This window comes from Stutzerimonas kunmingensis (assembly GCF_032106285.1).
Classification (GTDB): Bacteria; Pseudomonadota; Gammaproteobacteria; order Pseudomonadales; family Pseudomonadaceae; genus Stutzerimonas; species Stutzerimonas kunmingensis_B.
In genome coordinates this window covers 1-13,246 of the sequence record NZ_DAMCPO010000013.1, presented here as the reverse complement: position 1 = coordinate 13,246, position 13,246 = coordinate 1, and the positions used below count along the sequence as shown (strand labels likewise).

The window sequence follows — 13,246 nt, the reverse complement described above, 5'->3', positions numbered from 1 at the left end:
AGCCGGGTTGCAGTGCGGCCGTAGTGTGCACTGGCGATTGACCTGCCCTAAATAGCTTATAAGGCTCAGCAATCGGTCAATGTTGCGACAATACCCGGTGCCGCTCCTGCGACTGCCTCGGTATAAACAACCTGACACTTAGTCTCATCAGCCGCGCCTTTCGCCTGAACAGTGGTAGCAGTTGCAGTGCTAGTGATAATGAAATCACCAGTCGCAGCAGCCGTTGTACCACCTGTAATACCTGCTGCAGCTGCTATGGATTCTGCATCAGGATAGCCGTTAACTAAAGCAATAGTGGCACCTTCCATATCCACCGATGCCGGGCTATTTCCTGCCGTTAGGAAAGCAGAATGGGCAATGGCTGCTGCGGACTTCATAGAGCCTTCAACAGCTTGGACTGTAGAGCGGCGTGCATCACCGCCCAAGTCTGCAAACCTCGGCAACGCAAACGCCGCCAGAATCCCCAAAATCACAATCACCATAATCAGCTCGATCAGGGTAAAACCGCTCTGTTGTTTCTTCATTTCGATGCCCCCAAGGCAGTTGGTATTACGGATTAAAAGTAGTAACGACAGTACCGAGTGCCGAGTCGTAGACGATCGTGTCGTTGTTGCCCTGCCCTTGGTAGGTATAGGTGCAGGCCTGGCCAGTGGCGCCTGCCAGAGTGGCAACGTAGTCCGGCGTAGCCCCGGTGATTGTTGGTGCAGAGCCTTGAAGGAGGTTGGTCCAAAGCGCCTGGCAATCGGCAACGGAACCAAGCGTGTTGCCGCCATCGATACCTACCGGCCAGCCACTTGTATTGACGTCGATGTTTCCGGAGCCAAAGCCCACAACGTTATCGTTCGACGTTATGCCTTTCCCCCGGTTAACTTCCCATTGCGCTCGTGCAAGCATCACTGCGGACGCAAGGGCACCCCCTGTACCTCGTACAGACGCCTCGTGCGCATCGTCAGCAACGTCGATGAAGCGAGGCAACGCTACCGCTGCCAAGATGCCGAGAATGGCGATCACCACCACCAGCTCAATCATCGTGAAACCTTTTTGCCTGTCCATTTTCTTCTCCTCTTGAGTGGTCAACGCAGCCTTTCCATGGCCGATCCGTATTGTTTAAAACCAACGGGTCTTCCGTGATCCGTCAGTGATCCGTCATATCAGTAAACCGCCGTTCTCTTGCTGGAGGGCAGCCGGAGTAAGCTCTTAACCCGATGCATCAACCCCTCCCCTGCGCCGCGCTACCCAGTTCCCACATCGGCAGAAACACGCCGAGCGCAAGAATCAGCACCATCACGCCCATGGCCACGATAAGAATCGGCTCGATGGCATCAGCCAGCTGCTTGAGGTCATAGTCCACCTCCTGCTCGTAGAAATCGGCGACTTCGATGAACAGGTCATCCAGCGCGCCGGTTTCTTCGCCGACGGCCATCATCTGCAGTACCAACGGAGTGAACAGACCGGAGCTGTGCGCCGAACGGGTCAGCGCTTCGCCGCGTTCGACGCTTTCGCGAATGCCGAGAATCGCCTGGCCGATATGCTGGTTGCCGACGCTGGCGCTGTTGATCGAGAGGGTCTGCAGCAGCGGCACGCCGGCGCGATACATCATCGCGAAGGTGCGGGTGAAGCGCGCCAGGGCGATACGTTCGAAGATGCCGCCGACGATGGGCAGGCGCAGCTTGATGCGGTCCCAGCGCAGTCGACCGGCGTCGGTTTCGATCCACTTGAAGAAGGCGTAAAGCCCACCGACGATGCCCAGCAGCAACAGCCACCAATAGTCGCGCATGAAGTTGGAGGTGCCGATCAGCACGCGCGTGGCCCACGGCAGTTGCGCGTGAAACTGGGCGAAGACCTTGGCGAACGCCGGGATCACCAAGAGATTGATGACACCCAGCGCCACCCCCATGGCCACCAGCACAAAGATCGGATAACGCGTGGCCTGCTTGATGCGCTTGCGGGTCTCGCGCTCCAGCTCGAGATAGGCAGACAGCTGCTTGAACGCCTGGTCGAGCTGGCCGGTGTTCTCACCGACGCTGACCATGCTGACAAACAGATTGTTGAACACCTTGGGATGCGCGTTCAGTGCGACCGCCATGGACTGGCCGCTTTCGAGGCTGGCGCGCACGTCCTGCAGGATGCCGCGGAAATACAGGTTGCGATTGGATTCGGCCAGGCCGCCGATGGCGCGAATGATCGGCACGCCGGCCTTGTTCAGGCTGTACATCTGGCGGCTGAAGATGATCAGTTCGTCCAGATCGACACGTTTGCGCCGCAGCTTCTCGCGCAGCACGGCAAACACGTCGACGCTATCGGCCTGGGCACGCTCCGCATCGATGGTGAGCGGGGTGATCTGGCGCGACACCAGCTCGCTTGCCACGGCGTCAGCGCTGGCGCCATCGAGCGCGCCGCTGACCCGTGCGCCGCGCATATCGCGGCCGGTATAGCGGAAGCTAGGCATCGGCAGGCACCCCGCGAAATGACCGGACGAAGCCCGTGGCGCTGGCGCCTACGGCCGCGACAGGCTGGAGATTACCGGCGATCACGCGATCACCTCGTCGTCCGCCAGGGTGGCGCAGACCTTCAGCACCTCTTCGATACTGGTGACGCCGGCGATGGCGTAATCCAGCGCGCACGCCGCCAGTGGTCGATAGTGCGCCTGCTGGCGCGCGGCCTCGGCGAAGCCCTGAGGATCGCCTCGACGCAATGCGGCGATCATCGGTTCGTCCAGCTCCAGCAGCTCGTACACACCGACACGGCCGGCATAGCCGCTGTTGTGGCATTGATGGCAACCATTGCCGCGCTTGAAACGGTGGTCGCGCAGCGAGCCGCCGTGCAGCGCTTCCAGCCAGGCCAGTTGCCGAGGATCGGGCTGATCGTCCTCCATGCAGTTTTCGCACACGCGGCGTATCAGACGCTGGGCGAGCACCGCATTGAGCGCGGTGGCGACGAGGAAGGGCTCGACGCCCATGTCGATCAGGCGCATGGCCGAGGTCAGGGCATCGTTGGTGTGCAGCGTCGAGAGTACGAGGTGGCCGGTCAGTGCGGCGCGCAGGCCGATCTCGGCGGTTTCCTGATCGCGGATCTCGCCGACCAGGACGATGTCCGGGTCCTGACGCAAGGCGGCGCGCAGCACGCGGGCGAAGGTCAACTCGATCTTGGCGTTGACCTGCACCTGATTGATCCGCGGCAGGCGGTACTCCACCGGGTCCTCGACGGTGATGATCTTCTTCTCCGGGCTGTTCAACTCGGAGAGCCCGGCATAGAGCGTGGTGGTCTTGCCCGAGCCGGTCGGGCCGGTGACCAGCACCATGCCGTGCGGACGCTGCAGCAGACGCCGGAAGCGCTCGAGCATCGCCGGCGGCATGCCGGTGCCTTCGAGCTTGAACATCGCGCCGCTCTGGTCGAGCAGACGCATGACCACCGACTCGCCGAACTGCACCGGCATGGTGGAAACCCGCACATCGAGGTTGCGGTTCTTCACGCGGATGTTGAAACGGCCGTCCTGCGGCAGGCGCTTTTCCGAGATATCCAGGCCGGACATGATCTTCAGGCGCATGACCAGCGCCGAAGCGACGCGGTGCTCCTTCATTACCTGTTCGTTGAGCACGCCGTCGATACGCTGGCGAATCCGCACCACGCCTTCGTCCGGTTCGATGTGAATGTCCGAGGCCTTCATCTGCACGGCGTCCTCGAACAGCGTCTGCAGCAGGCGCACCACCGGCGCATCGCTGTTGCTTTCGCCAAGGCGCGAGAGGTCAAAGTCGCTTTCCTGCAGCTCCCCTTCCAGCTCGCCGGCCAGCGAGGCGATTTCGCTGGTGCGGCGGTAGAGCTGATCGAGCGCGCCGAGCAGCTCGCTTTCCCGCACCACTGCCGGGTGGACGCGCTTGCCGAGCAGGCGCTCGATCTCGTCCTGAGCGAAGATGTCCAGCGGGTCGGTCATGCCCACCAGCAAACCATCGCCCTGGCGGGACAGCACGATCACCCGGAAGCGCCGGGCGACCGCCTCGGGCAGGCTCTGGGTCAGCTGGTTGTCGAACTTGTAGTGCTTGAGTTCGACGAAGGGAATCTGCAGCTGCTCGGACAGCGCACGCAGCAGGCGGCCTTCGTCGATGAAGCCGAGGTCGAGTACCGTGCGTCCGAGCTTGGAGCCGGTGCGCTTCTGGTCCTGCAGCGCCTGCTGCAGCTGGGCCTCGCTGATCAGGCCGGCCTGGACCAGCAGATCGCCGAGACGAATCTTGCGCTGGCGCATATCTTGCGCGGTCATCGGGCACCTCCGAGTACGCCGGCACGTTCGGCGGCGAAGCGCCGCGAGTTGTCATCGAGCCCCTGCCCTTGCGCGGCCAGACGGTAGTGGCGCGCCGCCCGGGCGGGTTGATCGATCTGTTCCAGCGCGATGGCCAAGCCCAGCTGCCAGGCCGCCTGCTGCGGCTGAAGAGCCACCAGCTGGCGATAAACCGCAGCGCTGCCGGCCCAGTCGCCGACCTGCTGCTGCAGAGCTGCCAGCAACGCGTGATAGCCGGGATCGCTGGCCAGCGACGGCGCGTTCTGCACCAGGGTGGCGAGCGCCGTCTGTTTGTCGCCGCTCTGCAGCTGGCCACGGGCGAGCAGCATACGCAGCTCGGCATCGAACGGCCGCCTCTGCAGCTGGGCCGGCAGCCACTCGAGCAATGGCTCGATCCGTCCAGCCGCCAGGTAAGCACGAGCCAACCAGCGGGCCGCCTCGACGTTGTCCGGCTGTGCGGCATGGAGCGCCTGCAGCAGCTCGATGGCACGGGGGAAGTTCTGCTGTTGCAGGGCATCGCGCGCCTGGGCCAGCGGGTCCGGTCGATGACTGCCGATCTGCACGGTGGGTTTGGTGGCAACCTGAGGTCTGGCAACCGGGGCCGGGGCTGGCTCGGCGACCGGTTGCACATCCGGCGCGACGGGCGGCGCGGTTTGCGCGTCTGGCGCGGTGCGGGTGACCCACTCCGGCAGGCTCGCTTCGTCCAATGCCGGCTCGGCAAAAGGCAGCTCCAAGTCCTCAGGAACGGCCACTGGTGCGCCATCCATGTGGACTTCCAGCCAGAGCTGCGCATGGCCAGCGGCCGGCTCGAGCCGATCACTCACATCGAGGCGATCGGTCATGCCGAGCAGCAGCACCTGCACCTGGTCGCCCTGCTGTTCCACTCGCCAGGACAGACTTAGGCCATTGCTCTCCACACGACCGTTTCGCGGGCCACCGGCGAGCGTCACATCCGGCAGGCGCAGACTGATCGCGCCGCCTTCGTCGGTGCGCTGATAGCTGATCGAGCGATCCAGCAGCAACTGCAGCACGAAACGGCCACCGTCTTGCTGCGGCAAGACGTCGAGGAGCTGAGTTGCAGGCACCGCAGCGACCACCGGAGCAGCGGCAGGTGACTCCTGCACAACCGGGGCTTGCGCGAAACGTTCGAACAGCACCACCGATGCCGCGGCGACCAACGCCCCGATAGCCAGCGGCAACAACCAGCGGCGCAGCCGTGCCGATCGCTGACGCCGCGTTGCGGCTGTTTCATCGACAGCCTGCATGTCTAGGAATGGGCTCTGCCTGCCGGATGCCGCGCCGCGCGCTTCGAGATCGCGCAGCATGTCGTTGACCAGGCTCATGGCCGCACCTCGGCCAGCTGCGACAGCCATGGCAACGCACTCAGCAGCAGGCTCAGGGTTGCCGCACCCGCCAGCAATGCCCAACGCAACGGAAGGGCTGCACGCAGGAACGGTCGCGCACCCTCGGTATCGGCCAGGGCACGGCGTACGTGGCGGCTGCCGACCCGTCGCTGACCTTCGCCAAACGCCGCCATCAGGCACTTGTTGGCCAGGATGTTGAGCAACCGCGGGATGCCACCGCTGCCCTTGACCAGCAGGCGAATCGCGGCCGGCTTGAACAGCGGTTCACCTTGATAACCGGCAACCGCCAGGCGTTCATGCAGATAGCGCCTGGCATCGCTGACATCCAGCGGGCGCAGGCGATAGGAGAATGTGATGCGCTGGCGCAATTGCCGGAAATTTTCGCTGGCCAGCGTAGCGTCCAGTTCAGGCTGGCCGAACAGCACCACCTGCAGCAGTTTGCGCTGCTCGGTTTCCAGATTGGTCAGCAGTCGCAGGGCCTCCAGCGTGGCCGGTGGCAGCGCCTGCGCCTCATCGATCAACAGCACGGTGCTCTTGCCCTGGCCGGCCAGCTCGATCAGCCGGCGATGCAGTGCCGTCAGCAGCCCGTGATTGTCCAGTTGCTCGACCCGCGGCACATGCAGCTCATGGGCCAGCGCCTGGCGCAGCGCCATGGGTCCAAGCGCTGGGTTCGGCAACCAGGCGAGCTGGTAGTGTTCGGCATCCAGTTGCTTGAGCAGCGCGCGGCAGAGCAGGGTCTTGCCGGTGCCCACTTCGCCGGTCACCTTGATGAAGCCCTCGCCTTCGGCCAGAGCCACGCGCAGCAGGTTCAGGCACGCCTGGTAAGGCGGCAGGCGAACCATGAAGCCGGTATTCGGCGTCAATGCGAATGGCTTTTCCTGCAGGCCGAAGAATGCTTCGTACATACCGATGCTTACCTGACCTGCCGGAACGAATCGGCGCTGCGGCGCAGCTCGTCGAGCCAGACCTGATCGTCGATCACCTGCGGGCGCACCAGGATGACCAGCTCGGTCTGCTCGAGCGATTTGCGTTGCTGCTGGAACAGGCTGCCGACGATGGGCAGCTTGGAGGCCCAGGGAATGTTGGCGTCGTTGTTGCTGTTGCGGTTTTCCAGCAGGCCACCGATGACCACGACCTGGCCGCTACGCGCGCGCACGATGGAATCCGACTGGCGCGTGGTGGACAGCGCCAGCGGCAGGTTGAAGACGTTGTCGGAACCGCCCAGCTGGATACTCTTGTTCTGATCCTGAACGCGGCTGACGGTCGGACGGACGTGCAGCGTGACCTGGTCGTTCTCGTCGATCTGCGGGGTGACGTCCAGCGAGATTCCGGAGAAGAACGGAGTCAGGGTGATGTCCAGATCGGGCGCGGTGGTGCCGCCCGCCAGCGAGGTGGTGGTGGTCGAAACGTCGGTGACGAAGAACTCGTCGGTGCCGACCTTGATCACGGCCTTCTGGTTGTTGAGAGTGGAAATCCGCGGGCTGGAAAGCACCCGCACATCGCCCTGGGTTTCCAGCAGCTGCAGCACGCCGCTGAAGTCGCCGACGCTGACCGCAGCGCTGAACACGCCACCGACATTATTGACGCCGTCCAGCGTATCGCCCTGCACACCCAGCGCGAAGTCGGCGTTGCCCATGGAACCCAGCTGCGCCCAGTTGATCCCGGACTGGAAGCCGTCGGACAGGCTCACTTCGAGAATCTTGGTTTCCAGAATCACCTGCCGCTGCAGGTTGCGCTGCGCCTGTTGCAGGAAGCGCTCGACGTTCTGCTGGTCGGCACTGGATGCTCGAACCACCAGCAGTCCGGCCTGAGGGTTGACCACCACGCTGTTGTCCGCCTCGCTGCCGATCATCATCGCCACGACCTCGCGCACTTCACTCCAGAAGTCGACGCTGCTGCTGGTCAGCAGCTGACTGGCGTTGACGGTGCTGGAGGTCGAGTTGGTCGTGGTTCCGCCTGCACCGGTGTCGGTGTTGTCGCTGGTGGTGACTTGACCGGAGCTGACCCGAGTATCGGTCATGCCCTGTCGCTGCAGGTTGAGGTAGTTCAGGTCATAGGTACGGGTGACTGCGGTATTGGCCTGGATCTGGTAGCCATAGCTGGTGCGGCGATAGTCGTAGCCGTAGCTGTCGCGCACCGCCGCGAGGACCTCTTCCAGCGTCACGTTGCGCAAACTGAAGGTTATGTTGCCGGTCACCGCCGGGTGTACCAGCAGGTTCTGCCCGGCGTTGTCCATCAGGCTGAGGAAGAATTCGCGGGCCGGCATGTCGTTGGCGACCACATCGAAGCGCGGGCCACTGACCGCCGAGCTGCCGTCGACACTCAGCGGCGGAATCAGCGCAGCCTGTACCGACGGCGGCGGCAGCGCCTTGGCCTGGGTCTGCTGCAGGCTTTCCTCGAACAGACGGTTGCTCTGCTCGTAGAGGCGCTTGTCGCCGTCCTCGAATGTCTGGCAGGCGGCCAGCAGGCAGAACAGGCTCAGCAAGCCGAGACGTGGAAAAAGGGTCGGCATCATGGTCGGACTTGGCTCGGAGTAATGATCGGGGCAACCAGACGCAGCGTCTGCTGCTGGCCGTCGCGCTCGATCAGGACGGAATTCGTGTTGATGGCCAGGACTCGGGCATCGGCCAGGATGTCGCCGACTCTCAGCGATTGGCCGTTGAGCACCGCCCGGGCGCTCTGTGCACCACGGAAAATGGCTTGCAGGTGCAGCGTCGCCGGTGCCTGGCGCTCCGCTGCCGCGGTCACGAACGCCGCGGGCGGGCGGGTGGGATCGAGCGCGTAGGTCGAAGCGGGCAGCAAAAGGAACAAGCAGAACGCACGAGAAAAATCAGACACCAACCCACCCCGCTTCGCGACTCAAGGTATGCAGCTCCAGCGTGATCCGCGCTTTGTCCGGCCCGGCCTCATCGATGTGATAGTCCAGGCTGTCCCAATGCAGACGCCAGCCACTGTTCTGCACCGCCTGCAGGTAATCGAGCAGGTCGAAATAGCCGCCTTGCAGGGTCAGACGCAGGCCGTGCCGGTAGAAGCTGACCGCCGCTGGCGGCGCATCCTTCGCCGCATCCGTCGCGCCGGCCGGCAACTCCAGCGGCGCGCTGAAGCTCTGCAGCGCGACCATCTGCAGTTGAGGCTGACGGCGCAGTAGGTCCTGCAGCAGCGCTTTCATGCGTGCAGGTGAAACCAGTGAGCGGGTCTCCTCGTCGATGCTGCGCAGAATCTGTTCGCGGCTGGTGCGTGCAATATCGAGTGCGTCGCGATAAGGACGATTGGGGTCGGCCGCGAGCTTGGCCTGAAGTTCGAGCAACGCATTGTTCGCCTCCAGCTGACGGGCTTCGGCGAGACGCAGCTGGCTGTTCTGCTGGGCGATGCGCTGGGCGAGCGGCTCAGCCACTAGCAGTAGATAAAGCATGCCCAGCAGGGAAGCGCCGACCAGCACGCTCAGCCACTGCTCGCGCGGCGCCAGCGCCTGCCAGCGCTGCCGCAGGTTTTGCATGGCGTTATTCATCGTCGCCCTCCTCCGCCGCACGGGATGCCAGGCGGAACGCCAGCAGGCCGCTGTCGTCGCGCTGCAGATCGAAGCTACCGAACTCGCGACCCTGCAACGTCTTGCTGCGCCCGAGGCTTTCCAGATAAAGCGGAAGCAGTTCCTGATCCTGGCTCAAGCCGCGCAACAGCATGTCGCTGCCGCCCGCCTGCAGACGGATGCGGGTCAGCCACAGCCCGCGCGGCGGGTGCCGATCGGCCAGCGCCGTCAGTACAGGCGCGAAGCCGCCACGCAGCTGGCCATCGAGCGTTCGCAGGTGCGTTGCGAGGCGCTGCAGCTGGCGGTTCTCCGCTTCCCGCTCTGCCAGTTGCGCAGGCAGCCGGGTATCCAGAGTCGGTTCCCGATAGTTGGCCTTGAATGCAGCCAGCTGCGCCTCTGCAGAGACCGCCTGCGCCTCGGCCAACTGACGGTCCGAGGCGCGCTGCTTGAGGTTCCAGCCCTGCCAGGCAGCATGCGAAGCCAGGGCAAGCGCCAGTACACATGCGCCAAGCAGGAGTTGCCGCGGACGCGGGCCACCCTGCTGACGACGTTCGCGCTGATAGAGATTGACGTTCTGCATCAGACGGCGTCCTGACGCAGGGCGGCGCCGACGGCGCCAATGCAGAACGCCTGCTGCGCTTCGGACATCTCGGCACCCGGCTGGCCGGGGAAGAGCTCGCGCAGGTCGAGGCGTTGCAGGTTCACCGCCAGGCCACTGGCCAGCCCCTGATAGGCGCGCTCGCCATCCTGCTTCATAGGCAGCAACATCAAGCGATTGATATAGCCCTTGCCGAGCTGGCTCTCGAAGTAGTCAAGCGAGCGCTGGATTTCCAGTGTCGTACTGCCCAGATCCTGGGCGGCGCGGGCCAGCCCCTGCTCGATGCGCCGTGCCATGTAAAGGTCGGCGCCGTTCTGGATGCAGATCAGGCCTTCGCTGGTGCGCAGGCGCAGCAGTGCGAGATTCATGCCTTCGGCGCCGGCGAGCGAGCCCAGATTGCGAAACGCCATCTCGGTGATGTCGATGCTCGCCATGTGCAGACCGGCCTGACGCACGAACTGGGCGTAGTGCTGCATCCGGGTTTTCTCGAGAACGGCGCAATAGACCATACGCGTGCGTCCGCGATAAGCGTCCTCGGGCAGCGCTAAGCAGTCGATCACCACATCGTCCAGCGGCTGGCTGATCATGTCCTTGATGCGCCAGCGCATGGCGTCACGCAGCTCTTGCGATGGCACCTCAGGCGCTTCGAGAAGGAACATCTGGTATTCGGAAGGATGCAGCAGCACGTTCGTCGGCAAGCCCTGCAAGGCACGTTCGCTCACGGCCTTCTCCAGCAGAGCGGCCTGCGCGTCGACGCTGCCTTCCAGGTGTCCGCAGTACGGCAGCAGCGGCCGCGCACCGGGCACCCGAACGACGTGCGCCAACGCGATACCTTGCGGACCAGCCTCAATGCCGAGCATGCCGGCTGGTTTTGATTTCTTGGTTTTGGAAAACAGACCCACCAATGGCTCCCTCGCCAAGACGTCGGTGCTCAACTGCCAAAAAGCAGAGAATCGATACTGAGGGCGTCAATAGATAGCATATTGCCATCTTGCGTGACTCTAACAATATCCGATGGGTGCGTCCAAATATTGTCGTGAATCAATCGCGCAACAGAAAACCGTCAATCCAAGGACGTCAAAGATCGCGCGCATTCTGGGTTAATTAATTAGCTCGCGCTATATCGGCTTAAGCCCTTTCGTCGCACGAGGGCATCACAAACTACGCACCTGACGAACGGTAGTTAGCGGAATAAGCACGCGATGGATGCAGGAAGATGCAGGAAAGGAAACTGGCGCTCTTAGAACAGAGTGAGCTGCTCGAAACCACTGCGCAGATCGACCAACCGCACGCCGACGCCAATCAACCGAACCGGCCGGGCACCGCGGGAGAAGGCGATGGCGAGCAGATCGGCGTAGTCGTCGATTTCGAGTCCGGCGCCAGTCTGCTCCATTGTGGTCTGGGTGAAGTCATGGAATTTGAGCTTTACGAAGGGCTTGCCGGGTCGATAGCCGTTGTCGAGGCGCGCCATGCGGGTAGCCAACTGCTGCAGCAGCTCCGGGAGACGCTGCAGGCACGCCGCCAAGTCCGGCAGATCCTTGTCGTAGGTCTGCTCGACGCTCACCGACTGGCGCCGACTCTCCACCTGCACCGACCGCTCATCGATGCCGCGCGCCAGCCCCCAGAGCCGTTCGCCGAACGCGCCGAACTCGCGGACCAGGTCCAATCTGTGCCACTCGCGCAAGTCGCTACAGGTGCGGATGCCGAGCCGGCCGAGCTTCTCAGCGGTGACGCGACCCACACCATGCAGCCGCTTGACCTCCAGCGCCTGTACGAAATCGTCGACCTGTGTCGGGGTAATGACGAATAGGCCGTCGGGCTTATTCCATTCGCTGGCAATCTTGGCCAGAAACTTGTTCGGAGCAACACCCGCCGACACCGTGATGCGCAGCTGCTGCCAGACCCGACGCCGGATGTCCTCGGCAATACGCGTGGCGCTACCGGAAAAATGCTCGCAGGCAGTGACGTCCAGATAAGCCTCGTCCAGCGACAGCGGCTCGATCTGCTCGGTGTAGGTGCGAAAGATGTTAAGGATCTCACGCGAAGCCTCTCGGTAGGCATCCATGCGGGGCCGCAGGATCAGCAGATCAGGACACAACTTCAGCGCGTGCCCGGACGCCATGGCCGAGCGAACACCATATGCTCGCGCCTCGTAGTTGCACGTGGCAATGACCCCGCGCCGATCCGCAGCGCCGCCAACTGCGATCGGCCGCCGAGCCAGACTGGGGTCGTCACGCATCTCGATCGCGGCGTAAAAGCAGTCGCAATCAATATGGATGATCTTGCGAAGGGAGGACTGACTCACGGAAAACGGGGCACCGGACAGGAATGAACGAATCTTCAGCGCAACAGGTCGGTTATTAAGATGGTAAGTGCTTTATCACCCGATAGCCGGAGGTTCAGATGAAAATCTTGTACGCAGGCATCATCGCACTGGGCAGCTTGTTTTCCGCCGTTGCGCTGGCCGACCAGGACATGATGAACACTCAGCCGCAAGGCACCAACATCCAGCAGGAAAAGAAAGGCGAGGGAATGGCTCGCGAGAACGAAGATGGCGGCGCCGACCCGAAAATGAAAGAGGAAATCCAGGAAGATTGGCGCGAGGATGCCGAGAAGCGCCGCGAGAGCGACGTCATGAAGCCCGAGCAGCGCGGCTGAGCAACCAGCTTCGTCAAAGCTCCAGCGGGTACGGCTGAACCAGCGCTTTACCGTAGCCGTCGATGAACTCCGGCGGCATGCGCTTGGGTTTCCCGCTGGAGAGCTCGATGCAAACGAAAGTCGTCTGCGCGCGCAGCAGCGTAGCGCCGTCGGCCGGTCGGATCAGCTGGAAATTGCGTTTCATCTTCAAACGCTGATCGGATTCGGAAATCCAGGTTCCCAACTGCAGCAGATCGCCTTCGTAGGCCGCGGCCAGATAATCGATCTCGTGCCGCAGCACTGCCATCGCCCGATCGAGGCGGCGGTAGTCGTGGATGCCCAATCCCAGACTCTGCGAATGCTGCCAGGCACACCGCTCCAGCCAGGTTACATAGACCGCATTGTTGGCATGGCCCAGCTCGTCGATATGCTCGGACTGCACCTGCAGGTCGATGGTAAACGCGTCTGCCTGATCCCAGCTCATTCGTTGCAAGCCTCGTTGGCCGTTTGCGATGACCTATGAAACCGCAGCCGCCGCGACGAGTCACGCCTGTTGCTGCGAGCAATGACAAGACATTCAGCGCAGTGCGACTCAACCGACTTTTCGACCACGCAAAACAAAAAGGGCCATCTCATGAAAGATGACCCCTTGAAGCCCAAAACGGGCAATAAAAATGGCGTCCCCTAGGGGACTCGAACCCCTGTTACCGCCGTGAAAGGGCGGTGTCCTAGGCCACTAGACGAAGGGGACGAAACCTTCGCAAACCTGCCGAACAATCAATCGACAAGCCGTGATTGGTGGAGCTAGACGGGATCGAACCGTCGACCTCTTGCATGCCATGCAAGCG

At 62.9% G+C, this 13,246-nt stretch carries 14 protein-coding genes and 1 tRNA gene; 1 reads left to right on the top strand and 14 read right to left on the bottom strand.

The genetic code is table 11. The features are described 5' to 3' along the window. Window positions 1-65: 65 nt before the first annotated feature. The 12 genes from RT582_RS12005 to dinB form a co-directional block, all read right to left on the bottom strand. Window positions 66-524 (bottom strand): type II secretion system protein, encoded by a 459-nt coding sequence (locus RT582_RS12005; RefSeq protein ID WP_312724663.1) that lies wholly within the window; start codon window positions 522-524, stop codon window positions 66-68. Window positions 525-549: 25 nt separating this feature from the next. Next, complete coding sequence (locus tag RT582_RS12000) at window positions 550-1,077, bottom strand: pilus assembly FimT family protein (RefSeq protein WP_278378527.1); 528 nt, start codon at window positions 1,075-1,077, stop codon at window positions 550-552. Window positions 1,078-1,210: 133 nt separating this feature from the next. Next, entirely contained in the window at window positions 1,211-2,449 is a 1,239-nt protein-coding gene (locus RT582_RS11995; protein ID WP_313477547.1) for a type II secretion system F family protein, read from the bottom strand. 81 nt (window positions 2,450-2,530) lie between these two features. Further along, window positions 2,531-4,255: a GspE/PulE family protein gene (locus tag RT582_RS11990; RefSeq protein WP_313240542.1), complete on the bottom strand. Its 1,725-nt coding sequence runs from the start codon at window positions 4,253-4,255 to the stop codon at window positions 2,531-2,533. After that, window positions 4,252-5,616 (bottom strand): tetratricopeptide repeat protein, encoded by a 1,365-nt coding sequence (locus tag RT582_RS11985; RefSeq protein WP_313477546.1) that lies wholly within the window; start codon window positions 5,614-5,616, stop codon window positions 4,252-4,254. The genes RT582_RS11990 and RT582_RS11985 overlap by 4 nt, the downstream gene beginning before the upstream one ends. After that, entirely contained in the window at window positions 5,613-6,542 is a 930-nt protein-coding gene (locus tag RT582_RS11980; protein ID WP_102832474.1) for an ExeA family protein, read from the bottom strand. The genes RT582_RS11985 and RT582_RS11980 overlap by 4 nt, the downstream gene beginning before the upstream one ends. Before the next feature lie 8 nt (window positions 6,543-6,550). Next, window positions 6,551-8,152: a pilus (MSHA type) biogenesis protein MshL gene (gene mshL / locus RT582_RS11975; protein WP_090521652.1), complete on the bottom strand. Its 1,602-nt coding sequence runs from the start codon at window positions 8,150-8,152 to the stop codon at window positions 6,551-6,553. Further along, complete coding sequence (locus RT582_RS11970) at window positions 8,149-8,448, bottom strand: Type II secretory pathway component (protein WP_255849662.1); 300 nt, start codon at window positions 8,446-8,448, stop codon at window positions 8,149-8,151. The genes mshL and RT582_RS11970 overlap by 4 nt, the downstream gene beginning before the upstream one ends. A gap of 19 nt (window positions 8,449-8,467) precedes the next feature. Next, on the bottom strand, window positions 8,468-9,145 hold the full coding sequence (gspM, locus tag RT582_RS11965; RefSeq protein ID WP_104096888.1) for a type II secretion system protein GspM: 678 nt from the start codon (window positions 9,143-9,145) through the stop codon (window positions 8,468-8,470). Further along, entirely contained in the window at window positions 9,138-9,743 is a 606-nt protein-coding gene (locus tag RT582_RS11960) for a PilN domain-containing protein (RefSeq protein ID WP_104096887.1), read from the bottom strand. Before RT582_RS11960 ends, gspM begins: the two co-directional genes overlap by 8 nt. After that, window positions 9,743-10,663, bottom strand: a complete 921-nt coding sequence (locus RT582_RS11955) for an MSHA biogenesis protein MshI (RefSeq protein WP_313477544.1) — start codon at window positions 10,661-10,663, stop codon at window positions 9,743-9,745. Before RT582_RS11955 ends, RT582_RS11960 begins: the two co-directional genes overlap by 1 nt. Before the next feature lie 338 nt (window positions 10,664-11,001). Continuing rightward, on the bottom strand, window positions 11,002-12,066 hold the full coding sequence (gene dinB, locus RT582_RS11950; RefSeq protein WP_313477542.1) for a DNA polymerase IV: 1,065 nt from the start codon (window positions 12,064-12,066) through the stop codon (window positions 11,002-11,004). Between the two features lie 98 nt (window positions 12,067-12,164). On the opposite strand from dinB, the gene RT582_RS11945 reads away from it, so the two are divergent. Beyond that, window positions 12,165-12,419 (top strand): hypothetical protein, encoded by a 255-nt coding sequence (locus RT582_RS11945; RefSeq protein ID WP_044316067.1) that lies wholly within the window; start codon window positions 12,165-12,167, stop codon window positions 12,417-12,419. 13 nt (window positions 12,420-12,432) lie between these two features. On the opposite strand, the gene RT582_RS11940 is transcribed toward RT582_RS11945, so the two are convergent. Both RT582_RS11940 and RT582_RS11935 read right to left on the bottom strand, forming a co-directional pair. Continuing rightward, complete coding sequence (locus RT582_RS11940; protein WP_104096884.1) at window positions 12,433-12,882, bottom strand: acyl-CoA thioesterase; 450 nt, start codon at window positions 12,880-12,882, stop codon at window positions 12,433-12,435. A 191-nt stretch (window positions 12,883-13,073) separates the two neighbouring features. Beyond that, window positions 13,074-13,149, bottom strand: a tRNA-Glu gene (locus RT582_RS11935). Window positions 13,150-13,246: the final 97 nt, after the last annotated feature.

Coding starts and splice junctions, on each gene's coding strand:
- RT582_RS12005 (WP_312724663.1), bottom strand. CDS start 524: ATGAAGAAACAACAGAGCGGTTTTACCCTGATCGAGCTGATTATGGTG.
- RT582_RS11995 (WP_313477547.1), bottom strand. CDS start 2,449: ATGCCTAGCTTCCGCTATACCGGCCGCGATATGCGCGGCGCACGGGTC.
- RT582_RS11990 (WP_313240542.1), bottom strand. CDS start 4,255: ATGACCGCGCAAGATATGCGCCAGCGCAAGATTCGTCTCGGCGATCTG.
- RT582_RS11985 (WP_313477546.1), bottom strand. CDS start 5,616: ATGAGCCTGGTCAACGACATGCTGCGCGATCTCGAAGCGCGCGGCGCG.
- RT582_RS11980 (WP_102832474.1), bottom strand. CDS start 6,542: ATGTACGAAGCATTCTTCGGCCTGCAGGAAAAGCCATTCGCATTGACG.
- mshL (WP_090521652.1), bottom strand. CDS start 8,152: ATGATGCCGACCCTTTTTCCACGTCTCGGCTTGCTGAGCCTGTTCTGC.
- gspM (WP_104096888.1), bottom strand. CDS start 9,145: ATGAATAACGCCATGCAAAACCTGCGGCAGCGCTGGCAGGCGCTGGCG.
- RT582_RS11960 (WP_104096887.1), bottom strand. CDS start 9,743: ATGCAGAACGTCAATCTCTATCAGCGCGAACGTCGTCAGCAGGGTGGC.
- RT582_RS11945 (WP_044316067.1), top strand. CDS start 12,165: ATGAAAATCTTGTACGCAGGCATCATCGCACTGGGCAGCTTGTTTTCC.
- RT582_RS11940 (WP_104096884.1), bottom strand. CDS start 12,882: ATGAGCTGGGATCAGGCAGACGCGTTTACCATCGACCTGCAGGTGCAG.